This is a genomic window from Actinoplanes sp. TFC3, from assembly GCF_001553785.1.
GTDB lineage: Bacteria > Actinomycetota > Actinomycetes > Mycobacteriales > Micromonosporaceae > Actinoplanes.
On sequence record NZ_LOJP01000001.1, the window covers coordinates 1,363,999 to 1,381,269 of the forward strand.

Below are 17,271 nucleotides of genomic sequence, written 5' to 3' on the forward strand. Positions count from 1 at the left end.
GCCGGCGGCACCCGCTACAACTTCCAGTACGACAAGAGCGGCAACCGCACCCACCAATACTTCGCCACCAACGACACCAACAGCACATGGGCGCTGCCTACCGAAACCACATACGACAAGTCCGACCGGCCGCTACGCATCACATCAACGCGAAACTCCGCCTCCCCGGCAAAAGTTTTCGACACGACCTACTGCTACGCCAAGTACGTCTCGGGCCAGTCCTGCTCTACGGACAAGGATAAGGACACCGGCCTGCGTCAGTGGCAGAAAAATGAAATCAGCGGCAAGGTCAGCGAATACAGCCATGACAAGGGTAACCGCCTGACGAAGGCTACCAATTTCAATGGCAAAACCTACGACTACGATTACGACAGCAACGGCAACCGCAAGAGCATTAAGGTCGACAGCACCACGACCCAGACCCTGGCCTACAACTCAGCCAACCAGGTCACTACCACTAGCAACGTGTACGAGAACCGCGGCAATCAAACCAAGGTCAGCGAGCCGGTCATCGGCACGCTCACCTACAACGCCGCTAACCAGATGACCTCCGCCTCCGGGCCTGGTGACCAGGCCAGCTATACCTACGCCGGGACCGACCAAGTCGAACTGACTCAGGCTGGCTCCATTAAGCTGGACTATGGCCACGACGACCAGCACGGCATGGCATGGCTGCAGTCCTGGACCAACGGTGCAGCCCTCACTGCCTATGTCGAACGCGACGGACTCGGCTCACCACTCGGTCTGCGCATCGGCACCGCCGACTATGCCTATGTCCTGGATGGACAAGGTTCAGTCATGGCCATCGTCGGTAGCAACAACATTGTGGCCGCCACCTATCAGTATGACCCTTACGGCGCTGCCACCAGCACCGACGAAACCGGACTCGGGCAACCGAACATTGTTCGCTACGTTGGTGGTATCTACGATAAGAACACCACGCTGACCAAGTATGGCCAGCGCTGGTACAACTCCTACCAGGGCCGCTTCACCCAGCAGGACAACCTCAGCTTCGCCGGCGACCCAAGCAAGGGGAACCGCTATGCTTACGCGGGTGCGAACCCCGTCAACTACATCGACCCAACCGGGCAAACCTCCGGCATCGACTACATGTTCACGAACCTCGCCATGATCGGCGGAACAATGATTGGTGTTGCACTTGCCCCGGTCAGTGCGCCACTCATCGCCGGAGTGGCGGTCGTTGGTGCCGTGTCACTCGGACTGGATGCGATGTCTGTTCGTCAATGCGTGAAGTTTGATAGCTGCTTAGATGACTAATAAATCAAAGGCGCGTGTCGTTGCTCTCCTAACTGTCTTCGTAGCGGTTTGCGGTATTGTTGCATTCTTATACTGGCGCAGTCCATTCTCAACTGCGGGCGCCGTTCTGACGCTATTTGGCTTGCTCGGTGTTGGTCTGGTCATTTTTAGCGGCATTTGGGCGATCAGACGAGTAGATCACGGCTCTAGCTCATAAAATGCTTGGTCGGTCAGACTTAAAACGGTCAATGATGGTTTCATTGTCGATCGAAGCAGAATCAGTCAGACTTATAAGGAAGTAATCGGCGTGTGGGCGCCCATTAGCGCGCAGTGGGCGCTCACACGAACGAGTTCCATGTGTAAGGTAAATGGTAATTCTGGCCGATTAGTTCAAGGTCAAATATGGACTTTGGTCTAATGTCACCAAGCGATGGAAACTCGTTTCCGCAAAACCTCAGCGCGATGCAGGTCCAATCGGAGGGCAAATGCCCGGTATCTGCGCGGGTTGATGTTGGACGGACAGCGGAAGTCGATGCAGCCGATGGCAGCCCGTCTGGGCGTTGACCACCAGCATCTGCAACAGTTTCTGACTTCGTCGACGTGGGATGTGACCGGTGTCCGGAGACGGGTCGCGACTTCCGCTGTTGGTGTGGTCTCGCCGACGGTGTGGGTGGTCGATGACACCGGCTTCGCGAAAGACGGGCCGGCGTGGGCGGCCCCGGCCGCGGCGGCCGACACGAAGCCATATCTGTCGGTCGATTATCGGGCGTTGGACGGTGCGACCGTCAATTCGCCGTTCACGGCGACGTTGCAGAACGCGGACGCGGTCACCGGCACGATCACGTGGCTGCTCGACGACCATTACGTGGGTAAGAGCGCAGCGGCGCCGTACACGTGGTCGGTGTCAACGACGGACGGTGCGCACAAGCTGAAGGCGCGGTGGACGGACACCGACTGGGTGACCGCGGAGTTCACGGTCGTGCCGGAAGGATGGGCCCCGCCGAAGCAGGTATATGAGGAGCCCGGCCCGGCACTGAAGAGCCTGTGGGTGAGCGCGGACAACCGGCGTAAGCCGGTGTCGGGCTTGTACGACTGGTCGAAGGCCGGTTTCGGTGGTGGCACGATCCTGCCGACGGACGCCAACGTGCGCACGGAGACGGCGTGCCGGATCAGCGCGGACGACCTGCGTACGAAGTTCGGGGTGAAGCCGAACGATGGGGCGGATGACACCGGCGGGTTGCAGGCGGCGGTCGATCAGGTCAAGGCGCAGTGCTCGCCGACAGGTGACTACACCAAGGAAAGCCGGATCCTGCTGCCCGCGTGCACCCTGAACGTCAGCCACGAGCTGCACCTGGACGCCGACTATCTGATCCTGCGTGGGGCCGGATCGGACCCGGCGACGGGTACGCATCTGGTGTACGCCCCGGACGCGAACACCCGGTACGACACGATCACCAAGGACGGTTCGCGTTGGGACGAGGACGCGATGACCTCCGGCGAAGCAACCGGCGGTTGGCTCTGGCCCGGTCGTGGACTGTTCCGGGTGCAAACCCGGGCCGTGGCAGACAAGTACGCCGCGCAGTACGCCGCAGCGCCGGCCAATCGCAAGGATCTGTTCGAGGGCACGGTCAATGACCGCTGGACCAACGGGCTGACGCTGCGCGGTAAGCCGGGCGACGCCAACTACGCCGGCCGCAAGGGTGACAAGACGGTCTACCTCGCGGCGAACTCGCCGTTCGACAATTTGAAGGTCGGCGGCCTGGTCAACGTGATGGCCGCGAACTCGCAGAAGTTCTACGAGCAGATGAAGGCGGTCCCGAGCGACTACGACCTGGAAAACCTGCACATGCGCCAGCAAGTTTTCATGGTGACCTCCGGGGACCCGCTGAACGCGACGATCACCCTGGACAAGCCGCTTGAGTACGACCTGCCGATCAATTCCACCTCGGACGGCTCCGCCCCGATCAACGGCGAGGTGTTCCCGTCCAAGGTCACCCCGCTGGTCGACGCGGTGGCGTCGACTCGACCCCGGCCGACAAGCCCTGCTCGCCCTGGCCCACCTGCGCAACGGCGACACGCTGACCCGCCTGGCCTGCGGATTCGAGATCGGCGTTGCCACCGCCTGGCGATACGCTCGCGAAGCCATCGACCTGCTCGCCGCCACCGCAGACGACCTGGACGCCGCAATGGCCCGGATCCGGCTGCCGGCCTACACGATCCTCGACGGCACTCTCATCGCCATCGACCGGGTCGCCGATCAGAAGCCCTGTTACTCCGGCAAACACCGCCGTCACGGCGTCAATGTGCAGGTCATCGCGGACCCGGCAGGCCGGCTGGTCTGGGCATCAGCAGCCTTGCCAGGCTCAACCCACGACCTGACCGCCGCTCGCGCCCACGCCAACATCGACACGTTGACCAGTGAAAACGTGATGACGTTCGCCGGCAAGGCATACCAAGGCGCCCACAGCAGCATCCGAACGCCGTTCAAACGCCACCGCTACCGGCCGAAGCTGTCCCGCTGGCAGAAGAAGGTCGACCGCGCCCACGCCCGGATCCGTTCCTACGGAGAACGCGCCAACGCGACCCCTCAAGACCTGGAAAGTCCTAACCAAGCTGGGCTGAAGCTCGATCGCCTCCCGGGCGACGGCACGTGGAGCAACTTAATCATCCCCGGTCGAACCTCCACGGACGGACCCCGGCGTCTCGCACTAGACGTGTGCCGGTTGACGAGCGGAAACTGAGGCTATCGAACCCCCAGCCCCACCGTTCACGGGCCTGTGGCTACGCCACAGGTGGCTCGCAGCGCTGCCTGATACCGCCTACCACCGGGGTTACCAACAGCTCTAGAGCACACATGGGTTACACAAGCGTCCACGCTGGACAGAGAGATGGCCCTGATCAGACGTAAAATGCCTGATCAGGGCCAAGATAGCCTGTGCGCCGCGTAGGACTTGAACCTACAACCCGCGGATTAAGAGTCCGCTGCTCTGCCAGTTGAGCTAGCGGCGCTCGTTGGCAACGGAGAAACATTAACACGGGCTCCACCGGGGGCTGAAATCGGCCCCTCCCGCATGATCGTGACGTGCAACCCACCGGTTGGTGGACCCCGTCTCTTGCCTTGGTAGGGCAGGATGGCCGCGCGGAACGTGAGAACGGGGCAGAGGATGGTCAGCACAAGGCGTTCGCTTCTGGCGATCGTGACTTTGGTGGTGGTGGCGCCCCTGGCGCTGGCTGCCTGCGGCGACGACGACTCGGAGGCGGCCGGCGCCGCTCCGGTTGCGAGTTCGGCCGCTCCTGCCGCGGGGGCCTCGGCCGTTCCCGAATCCGGGGCGGTGAGTAGCGCGCCCGGTGCCGTGGAGCTGAGCGTGACGCCCGGCTCCGGAAAGAAGGGCGTGCCGGTCAGCGCCGAAATCGGTTTCACGGTCTCGGGTGGCAAGGTGACGACTGTCTCGCTCAAGGATGACAAGGGCAAGGCCGTCGCGGGCGAGCTGCGCGAGGACGGCTCGGCGTGGGTGCCGCGCAGCCCCTTGAAGAACAGCCAGTCGTACGAGGCCAGCGTCACCGCCACCGACGCTGCGGGCGCGAGCAAGACGCAGACCACCCGGTTCACGACGATGGCCAAGCCGGCCAAGAAGACGGGCACCGGGCTCTACCTGTTCGACGAGCACACCTACGGCGTCGCGATGCCGATCGTGGTGGAGTTCAGTCCCGGCATCAAGAAGAAGGATCGTGCGGCCGTACAGAAGCGGCTTTTCGTCAAGAGTGAGCCCGCACAGCCCGGAACCTGGTCCTGGACCGAGGCCGGCACCCAGGTCTACTACCGTCCGCCGACCTTCTGGAAGTCCGGCACAAAGCTTGACGTGCGCATCGCGGTCGGCGGTCTGCCCGCCGGCGGCGGGCGGTACGGCGACCAGGACCGGTCCGCGAGCGCCAAGATCGGCCGGAGCTTCGTGATGAAGGTCGACAACAAGAGCAAAAAGATGACGGTCGTGGAGAACGGCAAGACGGTACGAACACTGCCCGTCAGCTTGGGTTCGCCGAAGAACCCGTCGTCCAGTGGCACCATGGTGGTGATGGAGAAGAAGGCCGCAACGGTTTTCGACACCCTGGACGAGATGCCCCCGGGCGAGGGCTACGTCACCGACATCGAGTACGCGCAGCGCCTGACCTGGTCCGGCCAGTACATCCACTCGGCGCCCTGGTCGGTGGGCTCGCAGGGCCGGCGCAACGTGTCACACGGCTGTGTCAACGTGTCCCCGTCCAACGCTCGCTGGCTGTTCGACAAGACGCTGGTGGGTGATCCGGTGACGGTTCGGGGTACCGAGGACAAGCTGGCGTACGGCAACGGCTGGACGCCCTGGGATCTGAGCTGGAAAGAGTTCGTGAAGGGCAGCGCTCTGCCGGTCCCGGCCGAACTGGCCGCTCAGGCCGGACAGGCGTGACGTCAAGTCGTGATATTTGAAGCGTAAAGTCCAAGCGCCCGGACGGACCGGGTGGCACGAATCCGGGATGGGGAGCCTGGCATCCATGACGGATGATGGGCACCGGACAACAGTGCAATGAGAGGGATCATGAGGCTTCGCAGAGTGACCGGCGGGACCGGACGGCGGCAGTGGCGCACTGCCGCGGCGGCGCTGGTCGCCGCGACCGTGCTGCTGAGCGCGGGCTGCAGCGGCGGCGACGACAAGTCGTCCTCGCCGGCCTGGCAGGGTGGGGGAGCGTCCAGCGGTGCTCCCGCCGGCGACGCCGCATCGCCGCAGCCTCAGCAGAGCACGGTGAAGGTCACCTCTCCGGCGTCCGACGCCACCGACGTCAAAGCGATCACCGCTGTCAAGTACGACTCCGAGGACCCGGGCAACACCACCGTCAAGGTCACCGACCCCGACGGCAAGGAAGTTCAGGGCACGCTGGACAAGGACGACAAGACCTTCACCCCGGCCAAGGCACTGAGCTGGGGTGAGACCTACACCGTGGAGGTCACGGGCACCGCCTCGGGCGACAAGACCGGCACCACCACCAGCAAGTTCACGGTGATGAAGAAGCCTGCCAACCTGGTGCGGGTGTCAAGCTTCCTCGGTGACGACCAGACGGTCGGCGTCGGCATGCCGTTGATCGTCAAGTTCGGCCGCTCGGTGCCCAAGCAATACCGCGCCGACGTCGAGCGCCGCATGGTCGTCTCGGCCACCCCGAGCCAGGAAGGCTCCTGGTACTGGCTCAGCGGCACCGAGCTGCACTACCGCCCCAAGACCTACTGGAAGGCCAACACCAAGATTCACTACAGCCTCGGGCTGGCTGGTGTGGAGATGGACAAGGGCTACTACGGCCGCTCCGACCTGACGGTGGATCTCAAGGTCGGCCGCTCCTTCATCATGGTTGCCGACGCCAAGAAGAAGCAGATGACCGTCACCCAGGACGGCAAGGTCATCAAGACCCTGCCGATCAGCCTGGGCAAGCCGAGCACCCCCTCCTCCAGCGGCACCGCCGTCATCATCGAGAAGAAGGAACACACCGTCTTCGACACGATGGACGAGCTTCCCGAGGGCGAGGGCTACCGGACGAAAATCGACTACGCCCAGCGCTACACCTGGGGTGGCGAGTTCGTGCACGCCGCCTCCTGGTCCGAGGGCGTGCAGGGCAAGCAAAACGTCTCGCACGGCTGCGTCAACGTCTCCGAGGCGATGGGCAAGTGGCTTTTCGACCGCACGATGATGGGCGACGTGGTCCAGGTCAAGGGCACCGGCCGCAAGCTGCAGTGGGGCAACGGCTGGACCGACTGGGAGCTGAGCTGGGACGAGTACAAGAAGGGCAGCGCCCTCTAGATCGTCGACCAGCCCGGTTCTCTTACAAGCCGATCGCCCGCAGGAAGCTGCGGGCGGTCTCGGCAGCCGGGTGCAGGATCTCGCTGCGGATCCAGCGGCCCGTGGCGGCCAGGGCACGCCAAGCCGGGCGTACGGTCCAGCGCCAGCCCCACGCCACCGCCAGTCCGGCCGGCCGCAGCAGCCACCGGCAGACCTGCACCGAGACCCAGGTGATGGCGAGGCCCAGCGGCCGCAGCACCCAGCGGTAGCCGAGGCTCAGCAACCAGCCGGCGCCCAGCCAGCCCGGACGCAGCACCCAGCGGTACAGCTGCACCGACACCCAGCGGATCGCCCACCAGCACGGCAGCAGCAGCCACCGGTACAGCAAGCGGACCAGCGCCTCGAACACGAAGATCAGCCCGCCTGCGACCCAGGCCACTGCCCGGCCCAGGGCCCGCCACACCGGCGCGGTCAGCCAGGCGAGGAAGTCCCAGACCGGCGTCAGGACGTACCGGATGATCCAGAGAACCGGCACCACGACCAGGTAGCGCCAGAGAAACGCCAGCGGGACCACGACGAGGTAGCGCCACAGAAAAAGCAACGGAACCACGACGAGGTAATGCCACAGCCAGGCGAGGCCACGGCCGATCCGGGCCAGGCCCCGGCCGAGGAGGTGCAGTGCTTCCCAGGCCAGCCGGAACGGCAGCACCACGATGGTTGCCAGCACCCGGACGGGCCATTCGATCCAGGCGGGTACCTCGGGTTGGTCGCTCATCGTGACACCACGGTAAACGATCAGGAAAAGGCGTTACCCTCATGCGGTGCGGCGATCACTGAGCGTAAGCGTGTCGATGATGATCCTGATGTCGGGGTGCAGCGCCGGGAAGCCCGAAGCGGCGCCGCCTACCCCCAGTCCTGCCGTCACCGCCGCCGATGATCAACCGCCCGGCACCCTGGCTTGCGGTCAGGCCGTTGCAGCGGTCGACGCGGCCTCGCTCATGACGGCGGGCGTGGTCACCGCCATCCAGCAGGCCGGCCTCACCGCCGACGCCCCGGTCGCCGATGCCGCCAACCGGCTCAACGACGCCTACACCGCAGCCGTGGCCGCGCACGGCGCCGCTGATGAACCGGACAAGGTGGCCGCGGTGAGCGCCGCGGCCGCCGACATGGTCCAGGTGTGCCGCGACAGTGGGCTGGAAGCCGTGGGGTGAGGGTTACTTCGGCTGGATGAGCCAGTTCCAGGCGCGGCGCAGGCCGTCGGTCAGCGAGGAGTCGTCGCCGGTAGCGTTCTCGCTGGGCTCGGGAAGCTGGGCGGCTGGCTGGGCGATGATCACGGCTCGTTCGTAGATGCCGTCAACCAGGGTGGCTGCGGCGTACCGGTGGCCGTCCTTGGTCTTGATCACCAGGCCGTTGAAGATCTCGTCCTGGTCGTCGGAGAGCACGTGCTCCACCGTGCCGACCTTGTCGCCGGCCCGATCGTAGACCGGGGTGTCGTCGCTGAGCACCAGGAACGACTGGGGTGCGCCAAGGTCCTCGGGGGCAGTTTCTGTGTCAGCCATACGCCGGCACGTACCCCGTGGCCGGAAGCTGTAATCAGCCCCGATCGCCGGGCGGCAGGATGGCGACCTCGCGGTAGAACCGGTCGATTGTGCGGACAGTCGACTCGAACTCGTCGAGGCCGAAGGGCTTGGTCACGTACGCGTTGGCCCGGTGCTGGTAGCTGGCCGCGATGTCGAGGGCCGCACCCGAGGTGGTCAGTATGACCACGGGGATGCTCTTCAGCTGGTCATCGGTCTTGATCGCGGCCAACGTCTCGCGCCCGTCCATGCGGGGCATGTTGAGGTCGAGCAGGATGAGGTCGGGGCGGTGGGCGTGCTCGAACGGGGTGTTGCGGCGCAGGTAGTCCAGCGCCTCGCGGCCGTCGGCCACGCGGTTGACCGTCGTGGAACGCTCCGAGTTCTCGAGCGCCTCCGAGATCATGAAGGCATCGGCATCGTCATCATCGACGACGAGGATCTCGAGAGTTCGCACCGTGCCCCCTTGGTTGCAGTGGCGCAAGCATAGGTGCGGGGGAGGCACACCACCACATGAGGAAGGTATGAATTACGTGAAGATGGGATGAGTGTCATACCGCCACCCTGCAACCTGCCAGAAATGCCAGCTCACCACGTACGAAACAATCGTGAGTGAATCGTGGCGCAAAGTAGTCGGGCATCGACTGCCACTAATTGCCGGGTCTCAAACGTCAACCCTTCGTGACAGCGAACGGGGATCAATACCCAACCCGGAAGAAGCCCAAACCGCGCCGGAGGCTGTGGCGCCGGATCGGTGTCCGTCTTCTGGTGATTGCGCTCTTCTACGGGGTGACCGGCGCCGCGGCAGCCGAGGCCTACGTGGAGTCCGTGCCGCTGCCGTCCGCCCCGATCGAGCCGCAGGCCTCGACGCTGTATTTCCGTGACGCCACCACGATCCTGGCGCGCGTCGGCACGGTGGACCACAGCGACGTCCCGCTGTCCGCGATCCCGGTCGAGGTGCGCAAAGCGATCCTTGCCGCCGAGGACCGTGACTTCTACAGCCACGGCGGGGTCTCGATGCGCGGCGTGGTCCGGGCGGTGGTGGCCGACGTCAGCGGGGGCCGCCAGGGCGCCTCGACGATCACCCAGCAATATGCCCGCAACGCCTTCCTCACCCAGGACGTCTCGATGGGCCGCAAGGCCAAGGAGATGGCGCTCTCGGTGCAGTTGGAACGCAAGTACACGAAGGACCAGATCCTTGAGCGCTACCTCAACACCATCTACTACGGACGCGGCGCGCAGGGAATCGCCGCTGCCGCGCACGCCTATTTCGGCATCACCCCGCAGCAGCTGACCCCGGCGCAGGGCGCGGTGCTCGCCTCGGTCATCAAGGACCCGTGGGGCTTCGACCCGGCCAACGACGCCACGGCGGCGCGCAAGCGGTGGAACTGGGTGGTCAAGGCCGAGCGCGACCTCAACTGGCTGCCCGGCGCGCTGGAATACCCCGCGGTCAGCGCGGCCACTGCCAAGAACCCGGGCGCCGACGGCATCTTCATCGACCGGGTGGAGCGCGAGCTGGCCCGGCACGGCGTCAACTCGCAGATGCTGCACACCGGCGGGCTGAGGGTGGTGACCACTCTGGACACCACCGCTCAAAAGGCGGCAGTGCAGCGGATCGCCGCGAAGCTCAAGGACCAGCCGGCCGGGTTGCGCGCCGCGCTGGTCGCGCTCGACCCTCAGACCGGAGGGGTACGCGCATACTACGGCGGCGCCGAACGCGGCTACTTCGACGACGCCTTAGCCTCGCACCCGGCCGCGTCCACGTTCAAGCCGATCGTACTGGCCGCCGCGCTGGACAAGGGCATCAGCGCACTGTCCAAGTGGGATGGCCGATCGCCGCGGCTGTTCCCGGGGCGCCTCGGGGTGCCGTTGAAGAACCACCACAACCTGCAGTGCCCCTACTGCACGCTGCAGACCTCGATGGTCGACTCGCTGAACACGCCGTTCTACGCGGTCACCGAGCAGATCGGCGTCACCGCGGTCCGCGACATGGCCTGGGAACTGGGCATCAGCCGGAAGTACGGGTCCACGCCGACGCTGGTCGACGTCAAGGGTGACCCGAAGCCGGGCAAGACGCGCGCCGACATTGCGATTGGGCGTTACGCGGTGACACCCGGCGACCTGGCCTCGGTGTACGCGACGTTCGCGGCTGGTGGCGTACGCCATGACCGGTTTTTCGTGCAGACGGCCGACGACGCCGGCGGCAAGCGGCTCTACACCGCGGTGCCCAAGTCCACGCCGGTTCTGGACCAGGCGGTGGCCGCCGATGTCACTTCGGTGCTCAGCGCGGTGGTCAGCAGCGACAAGTTGGCACCGGGGCGCCCGGCCGCGGGCAAGACCGGCTCGCAGCAGTGGGGCAACACCAAGGAGACGCAGGACGCGTGGATGGCCGGGTACACCCCGGACCTGGCGACCACGGTGTGGATCGGCAAGGAGAAGCCGGGCCCGATCCGCGACAAGAACGGCAAGCCGATCAACGGTGAGACCGTGCCCGCGCGGCTGTGGAGCGACTTCACCCGCGCCGCACTGACCGGCTCGCCCAAGGTGGCGCTGCCCGAGGCGGCGCACGTAGGCCGCACCGACGTGGGCGATGCCGGGCTGGCCAAGAACATCGCCAAGAAGGGCACTGACGGCCGGCGCGGCGAGAGCATCGGCGAGGGCGGCAAGCCGGACGGCGACAGCAAGCTCGGGTTCGGCACGCCGGTGGTGCACACCGCTGGCACCGGCAAGCGGCTGGCGCTGACGTTTGACGACGGGCCATCGTCGTACACCCCGCAGGTGCTGGCGATCCTGAAGCAGTACGGGATCAAAGCGACGTTCTGCATGGTGGGCGAGGAGGTCGAGAACTACCCGGCGACCGTGCGCCAGATCGTCGCCGAGGGACACCAGCTGTGCAATCACTCGTGGGAGCACGACGACCTCGGGCAGATGAGCGCGTCCGCCGCGAAGGCCGACATCCAGCGCACCGATGCGGCGATTGCGGCGGCGGCTCCGGGGGCGACGATCACGTACTTCCGGGCGCCGTACGGCTCGTGGGGGGCCTCGGCCAAGGAGGGCGCGAAGCTGGGCCACACCCCGCTGGGCTGGCTCGTCGACCCGGACGACTGGCTGCTGCCCGGCGCCGGAGTCATCGCCCAGCGCATTGAGGACCAGCTGACCCCGCGGGCGGTGGTGCTGGTGCACGACGGTGGCGGCGAGCGCGAGCAGACCGTCGAGGCGCTCACGAAGCTGATCCCGAAGCTCAAGCGGGAAGGGTGGACGTTCGACCTGCCTGAGCGGACCATCGACGCGAAGCCGCAACCCGGGCCGTCGCCGTCGAAGACAACGCCGAGCCCCCCATCGAGCCCGCAGCCGAGTCAGACTCAGCCTGCCGATCAGACTCAGCCCACCGATCCGCCGAGCGCCGGGCCTGGGACCAGCGGAAGCCCGGACCCGCAGACGAGCAGCAGCTCAACGCCCGAGGGTGTCGAGCAACCGCAGGATGCCGGGTCCGAGGATGACCACGAAGATGACCGGAAATAGGCAGAACAGCACCGGGAAGAGCAGCTTCACGGGCACCTTCTGGGCCAGTTCCTCGGCCTTCTGACGGCGCTTGGTGCGCTGGTCGCGGGCGTGTTCCCGGAGCACGCCCGCGATCGGCACGCCGAGCTCGCCGGCCTGGATCACCGCCGTGACAAACGACTGCAGCTCGCGCACGGTGGTGCGGGCGGACAACGAGCGCAGGGCCTCCGTTCGCGAAATGCCGATCTTCATCTCCTGCAGTACCCGGGTGATCTCGGCGGGCATCGGGCCGGTCAGGTTGGCCGAGACCTGGGCCATCGCGGCGTCCAGGCCCAGCCCGGCTTCCACCCCGATGACCAGCGCGTCCAGCACGTCGGGCAGCGACTGACCCAGCTCCCGCTGGCGCTTCGAGCCCAGGTCGTGGATCGCGATGTCGGGCAGGAACAGGCCCAGCACGGCGGCGGACGGCCCGGACAGCAGCGCCCCTGGTGCCCCGGCGAGCGCAGCCCCGCCGAGCACCCCGGCCAGCCCCATGCCGATCAGTAGCTGGGCGCGGCGGCGCACCACCGTGTCGAGGGGCCGGTCGATCGGGTTGCCGGCGTAGTCGAGCAGGCGCTCCAGCCGTACCCGGGCGCCCGCCGGCGTGACCGCGCGCCCCAGCCGGTCGAAAAACGCGAGGGTGGCCGCCCGCAGCCGTTGATCCAGAGCCGGGCCGCGCTCGTCGACGAGCCTGCCGCGGGCCCCGAACATGCCCAGCGTGCGCATCATCCGCTCGCCCCGGGTGGGCGGCAGTGCGACCGCCAGCACGAACATGCCCACGGACGCGGCCGCGGTCAGCACCGCGACGATCTGGACGACGAGCAGCCCCATCAGACCTCAACCTTGACCACTCGGCGCAGCCACAGGCCACCCACTACCAGCAGCACCGCCGCGATCCCGAGCATCAGCAGCCCGCGCGGATCGGTGTACAGGGGCCGGATGTACTCGCGTCGGAACAGCAGCATCCAGGTGCCCAGGATCAGCGGCATGGCCAGCAGGATCCCCGCGGACAGCCGGCCCTCGGCGGACAGGGTCCGCACGTTGCGCCGCAGGTTCTGCCGGTCGCGCATGGTGTCGGCGGTGGTCTGCAGCACCTCGGACAGGCTGCCACCCACCTCACGCTGCAGCTTGATTGCCATGACGAGCCACTGCATGTCGTGGTTGCCGGTGCGCTGCCCGACGCCCTCCAGCGCGTCCTCCAGCTCGGCGCCCAGCCGGGTCTCCGACAACGCCCGCCGCAGCTCCGCGGGAACCGGGCCGGTGCTGTCACGCACCGCGTTCTCCAAGCCGTGCTGCAGCGTGAAACCCGAGCGCAGCGAGCTGACCACCATCTGCAGCGTGTCCGGCAACTCCTCGGCGAAGCGCTGTTTGCGGCGCTCGACCCGGCCCTGCAACAGCGCGTTGGGCAGCAGCAGACCGGCGGCCAGCCCGGCCGGCACCCCCAGGTACCAGGGCAGAATCAGGCCCAGCACCAGGGCCAGGGCGAGCGCGGCGGCGGCCCTGATAACCAGCCACTCGGCCGGGCGGATGGGCACGGCTGCCGCGTCCAGCAGGGCGTGGCTGTCAAGCCGGATGATCCGCGCCAGCCACTCGCCGAGCCGGGTCACCTCGGTGCGCAGCAGGACGAGCCAGCGCCCGTTCTGGATCGGGTTCTGCACGGCGAAGCGGCGCAGCGAGGCGAGGCGGCGCTGGAAGGAGGTACGGCCGAAGAGCGCATCCAGGATGACGTACGCGATGAGGAAGACCGCAGCGGTCAGCCCGATCACCGCGAGCGCGAGCCAGATCACCGGCGGCCCTTGGTGAACAGCGCGGCCGGCATGGTGACGCCGTACACGGCCAAGTCGTCGGCGAAGCGGGGGCGCAGCCCGGTGGGTTCCAGCGTGCCCCGGAACCGTCCGGCGCTGTCCGTACCGGCCTTGAAGTCGAACAGGAACAGGTCCTGCACGCTGACCACGTCCGACTCCATGCCGACCACCTCGGAGATGTGGGTGATCCGGCGGCTGCCGTCCTTGAGCCGGCTGATCTGCAGGATCACGTCGACCGCCGAGGCGATCTGGTCGCGGATCGCGCGCACCGGCAGGTCCATGCCTCCCATCAGCACCATGGTCTCCATCCGGGCGATGGCGTCGCGGGGTGCGTTGGCGTGCAGGGTGGTCAGCGAGCCGTCGTGCCCGGTGTTCATCGCCTGCAGCATGTCCAGCGCGGCGGCATCGCGCACCTCGCCGACCACGATCCGGTCGGGGCGCATCCGCAGCGCGTTGCGCACCAGGTCGCGGGTGCTGATCGAGCCGCGGCCCTCGGAGTTGTTGGGGCGCGACTCCAACCGGACCACGTGGTCCTGCCGTAGCTGCAGCTCGGCCGCGTCCTCAACGGTGACGATCCGCTCGTCGTAGGGCACGTACGCGCTGAGCACGTTGAGCATCGTGGTCTTGCCGGAGCCGGTGCCACCGCTGACCACGATGTTGCGGCGTCCCCGTACACAGGTCTCCAGGAACTCGGCGGTCCGGGCGGTCAGCGTGCCGAAGCGGATCAGGTCGTCAACGGTCAGCGGCGACGCCGAGAACTTGCGGATGGTCAGCGAGGAGCCGTCCAGAGCCACCGGCGGTACGACGGCGTTGACCCGGCTGCCGTCGGGCAGGCGCGCGTCGACCATCGGGCTGGCCTCGTCCACCCGCCGGCCCACCCGCGAGCAGATCCGGTCGATGATGCGCCGCAGGTGGGCCTCGTCGTCGAACTCCACATCGGCGCGTTCGAGCCGGCCGAAGCGCTCCACGAAGATCAGGTCCGGCCCGTTGACCATGACCTCGCTGACCGACGGGTCACGCAGCAGCGACTCGATCGGCCCGTGCCCGAGCACGTCGTCGGTGACGTCGCGGATGATGCGGGCCTTGTCCGCGCCCGCGAGCGGGGTCTGCTCCCGCGCGATCAGCTCGGTGAGCGTCTGCCTGACCCGGGCATCCAGGTCGTCCCCGGCCGCGCCGGCCGCGTACAGGGTGGGCCCGAGCTCGTCGGCGAGCTGACGTTGGATGCGCAGCCGGACCTCGGTGACCGAGTCCCCGGTCTGCATGCCGGCCGCCCGGTAGCGCTCGGTGGTCGCCGACAACGGCCCCTGCTCGGCCGGTTCCGAGGGCGGGGCCTGCGACTGTGTCCGGGCTGCGATCCGCGCGGAGAGGCTCATTTGCGCCTGCCGAGGGCGAAGATCCGGCGGCGTGACTCGACCGCGCTGGACACCCCGGCGCAGCGGTCGGCCAGCTTGCGGATCGCCAGGCTCACCGGGTGCGTCGGGTCCTGCAACACCAGCGGCACGCCCCGGTTGACCGACACGGTGACGTCGCGCGACGACGGCACGTGCACGGACAGGTACGCGCCGACCGCCTCCTCGACGTCCTCCAGGCTCAGCCCGACCTCGGTGTTGGCCCGGTTGAACACCACGAGCCGGCGATCCCGGGCGTACTCGAGCAGGTCGAACATCTCGATGGTCAGCCGCACGCTTTTCAACGTGGGCAGATCCGGGGTCACGATCGGCACGAACCAGTCGGTCAGATCCAGCGCCGAGAGCACCTGGTCGGTGACCGCTGGCGGGGTGTCCAGCACGATGTAGTCGTACATGTTGCGGGCCACCTCGATGACCTCGGAGACCAGCTCCCGGCCGACGTGCTCACCCTCGGCCGGGCTGGAGGGAGCCAGCAGCGCGTCGAAGCCCGGCCGATACGGCGTGATCACCGAGCGCAGCCCGGCCTCGTCGAGCTTGCCGCCCATCGAGATCGCGTCGGAGATGCTGCGGTTGGGCGGTAGCTGCAGCATGATCGCCACGTCACCGAACTGCAGGGCCAGGTCGATCAGCAGCACGCGACGGCTGCCATCGGCGCTGAGCGCTGCGGCCAGGTTGGTGGCCACCACGCTCTTGCCGCACCCGCCCTTGCCCGCGAAGACCGTCACGACCTTGGCGCGTTGCACCTCGTTCGAGCTGCGCAACGTCGTGCTCAAAGCCTTGGACAGGTCGATCGAGCGCGCCGAGGCGACCCGGATCCCCTCGGCGTCCAGCTCATCGACCACCTCGCGGACCCCGGCCCGCATCGCCCGCGCCAGCACATCGGGTTCCAGACTGCGGCGCAGGAGCAAAACCCCGATCAAGGGCCGTTGCACCCGCTGGTACGCCGTGAAGGTCAGCGCTTCGTCGAGGTCCACGGCCGCGCCGATCATCACCAGCAGCGTCTCGGGGTTGCGCGGCAGATGGCTTTCCAGCCCGGCCAGGTCGTCGACGATGTCGAAGCCGTACTCGCGGTAGACCGCTCCGGCCGTGCTGCGCCGTTCGGCGTCGGACTCCACATAGACGTAGAACGTCACGGCGTCTCCTTCGGCCAGAGCGAGTCGTAGTTCACCGCCGCCGACGGGGTGACCTGGGCGCCTTCGCCGATCAGGCCGAGGTAGATCTCGGCGGTCTGCGCGGCGTGCACCAGCCGGGTGGCGTTCTGCTGGTCGACGGCGAGCGTCACGGGATACGACTGCGCCGAGGCGGTGCGGGTCGAGCGGGTGGGCGTGGGGGCCGGGCGCACGTCGGCGGGCTGGCCGCTGGTGATGCTGATGACCGTGGCCGCCGGGATGAGCACCCGGGTCTGCTGGTCGCTGGCGCGCGCGTCGCGGGGATAGGTGACGAAAACCGTGACGCGGTCGCCGGCGGTGACCTTCTCGGCGACGCCGGGAGCCATGGAGACCTCCACGCTGATGCCGAGCTGTTCATCCGGTACGCCCACAGTGCTCGCCGAGTTGCTCACCGAGCTGCTGAACAGCCCCCGCATCACGAGCTGCTGCGGGGCCAGATCGCTGGTCAGGCGCAACGAATCCAGCGCCGGATCCAAACTCGTCAGGGCACCCTCGGGCACCGTGCCGGCCGGCATGACGACGGTGCGGGCCAGCTTGGCCTTGCGGATCTGCGCTGCGGTCGTACCCGCGGGAATTTGCTTGGTGGCCAGCAGCACACTCACCGCCCGCCGCCCGTCCACGGCCCGCTGGTCCACGCCGCGGGTGTAGAGCAGCATCGATATCCCGCTGAACCCGGCCAGCACCAGCGCGGCCAGCACGATCAGAACCCGGCGTCGCAT

Annotated in this window: 13 protein-coding genes, 1 tRNA gene and 2 pseudogenes; 7 read left to right on the forward strand and 9 right to left on the reverse strand. The window is 67.2% G+C overall.

Annotated features, from left to right (window positions below; translation table 11 throughout):
- From TFC3_RS39105 to TFC3_RS35390, 3 genes and pseudogenes are all read left to right on the forward strand, one after another.
- Nucleotides 1-1,278 (forward strand): RHS repeat-associated core domain-containing protein (locus TFC3_RS39105; protein ID WP_236718007.1); only part of this gene is annotated, 1,278 nt, incomplete at its 5' end.
- A 487-nt stretch (nt 1,279-1,765) separates the two neighbouring features.
- A pseudogene (locus TFC3_RS35385) lies at nt 1,766-1,976 on the forward strand (transposase); the annotation flags it as partial.
- 1,197 nt (nt 1,977-3,173) lie between these two features.
- A pseudogene (locus TFC3_RS35390) lies at nt 3,174-3,873 on the forward strand (transposase family protein); the annotation flags it as partial.
- 320 nt (nt 3,874-4,193) lie between these two features.
- On the opposite strand, the gene TFC3_RS06150 reads toward TFC3_RS35390, so the two are convergent.
- Nucleotides 4,194-4,266, reverse strand: a tRNA-Lys gene (locus TFC3_RS06150).
- Nucleotides 4,267-4,421: 155 nt separating this feature from the next.
- Between TFC3_RS06150 and TFC3_RS06155 the strand changes: the two genes are divergently transcribed.
- The gene (locus TFC3_RS06155; protein WP_067496772.1) at nt 4,422-5,699 is read left to right on the forward strand and encodes an Ig-like domain-containing protein; all 1,278 of its coding nucleotides are present in this window, start codon (nt 4,422-4,424) and stop codon (nt 5,697-5,699) included.
- Nucleotides 5,700-5,828: 129 nt separating this feature from the next.
- Nucleotides 5,829-7,076, forward strand: a complete 1,248-nt coding sequence (locus TFC3_RS06160) for an Ig-like domain-containing protein (protein ID WP_082771878.1) — start codon at nt 5,829-5,831, stop codon at nt 7,074-7,076.
- Nucleotides 7,077-7,098: 22 nt separating this feature from the next.
- Here TFC3_RS06160 and TFC3_RS06165 read toward each other — a convergent pair whose 3' ends face one another.
- Nucleotides 7,099-7,830, reverse strand: a complete 732-nt coding sequence (locus TFC3_RS06165; RefSeq protein ID WP_067496778.1) for a hypothetical protein — start codon at nt 7,828-7,830, stop codon at nt 7,099-7,101.
- 46 nt (nt 7,831-7,876) lie between these two features.
- Between TFC3_RS06165 and TFC3_RS06170 the strand changes: the two genes are divergently transcribed.
- A complete protein-coding gene (locus TFC3_RS06170) occupies nt 7,877-8,266 on the forward strand; it encodes a hypothetical protein (RefSeq protein WP_236718008.1) in 390 nt (129 codons plus the stop codon).
- Nucleotides 8,267-8,269: 3 nt separating this feature from the next.
- Here the strand turns inward: TFC3_RS06170 and TFC3_RS06175 are convergent, their stop codons facing one another.
- Together TFC3_RS06175 and TFC3_RS06180 are read right to left on the reverse strand one after the other, a co-directional pair.
- Nucleotides 8,270-8,614, reverse strand: coding sequence for a PRC-barrel domain-containing protein (locus TFC3_RS06175; protein ID WP_067496781.1), 345 nt, complete (start codon nt 8,612-8,614; stop codon nt 8,270-8,272).
- A 34-nt stretch (nt 8,615-8,648) separates the two neighbouring features.
- Nucleotides 8,649-9,086 (reverse strand): response regulator, encoded by a 438-nt coding sequence (locus TFC3_RS06180; protein ID WP_067496784.1) that lies wholly within the window; start codon nt 9,084-9,086, stop codon nt 8,649-8,651.
- 311 nt (nt 9,087-9,397) lie between these two features.
- On the opposite strand from TFC3_RS06180, the gene TFC3_RS06185 reads away from it, so the two are divergent.
- Nucleotides 9,398-12,151: a transglycosylase domain-containing protein gene (locus TFC3_RS06185; RefSeq protein ID WP_236718009.1), complete on the forward strand. Its 2,754-nt coding sequence runs from the start codon at nt 9,398-9,400 to the stop codon at nt 12,149-12,151.
- On the opposite strand, the gene TFC3_RS06190 is transcribed toward TFC3_RS06185, so the two are convergent.
- The 5 genes from TFC3_RS06190 to TFC3_RS06210 are packed head-to-tail and all read right to left on the reverse strand — an operon-like array spanning nt 12,080 to nt 17,271.
- Nucleotides 12,080-13,000 (reverse strand): type II secretion system F family protein, encoded by a 921-nt coding sequence (locus TFC3_RS06190; protein WP_067496791.1) that lies wholly within the window; start codon nt 12,998-13,000, stop codon nt 12,080-12,082. The genes TFC3_RS06185 and TFC3_RS06190 overlap by 72 nt on opposite strands.
- Nucleotides 13,000-13,956 (reverse strand): type II secretion system F family protein, encoded by a 957-nt coding sequence (locus TFC3_RS06195; RefSeq protein WP_067496793.1) that lies wholly within the window; start codon nt 13,954-13,956, stop codon nt 13,000-13,002. The genes TFC3_RS06190 and TFC3_RS06195 overlap by 1 nt, the downstream gene beginning before the upstream one ends.
- On the reverse strand, nt 13,953-15,347 hold the full coding sequence (locus TFC3_RS06200; protein ID WP_067496796.1) for a CpaF family protein: 1,395 nt from the start codon (nt 15,345-15,347) through the stop codon (nt 13,953-13,955). Before TFC3_RS06200 ends, TFC3_RS06195 begins: the two co-directional genes overlap by 4 nt.
- Nucleotides 15,344-16,516, reverse strand: coding sequence for a P-loop NTPase (locus TFC3_RS06205; protein WP_067496799.1), 1,173 nt, complete (start codon nt 16,514-16,516; stop codon nt 15,344-15,346). The genes TFC3_RS06200 and TFC3_RS06205 overlap by 4 nt, the downstream gene beginning before the upstream one ends.
- Nucleotides 16,513-17,271 (reverse strand): Flp pilus assembly protein CpaB, encoded by a 759-nt coding sequence (locus tag TFC3_RS06210; protein WP_067496807.1) that lies wholly within the window; start codon nt 17,269-17,271, stop codon nt 16,513-16,515. Before TFC3_RS06210 ends, TFC3_RS06205 begins: the two co-directional genes overlap by 4 nt.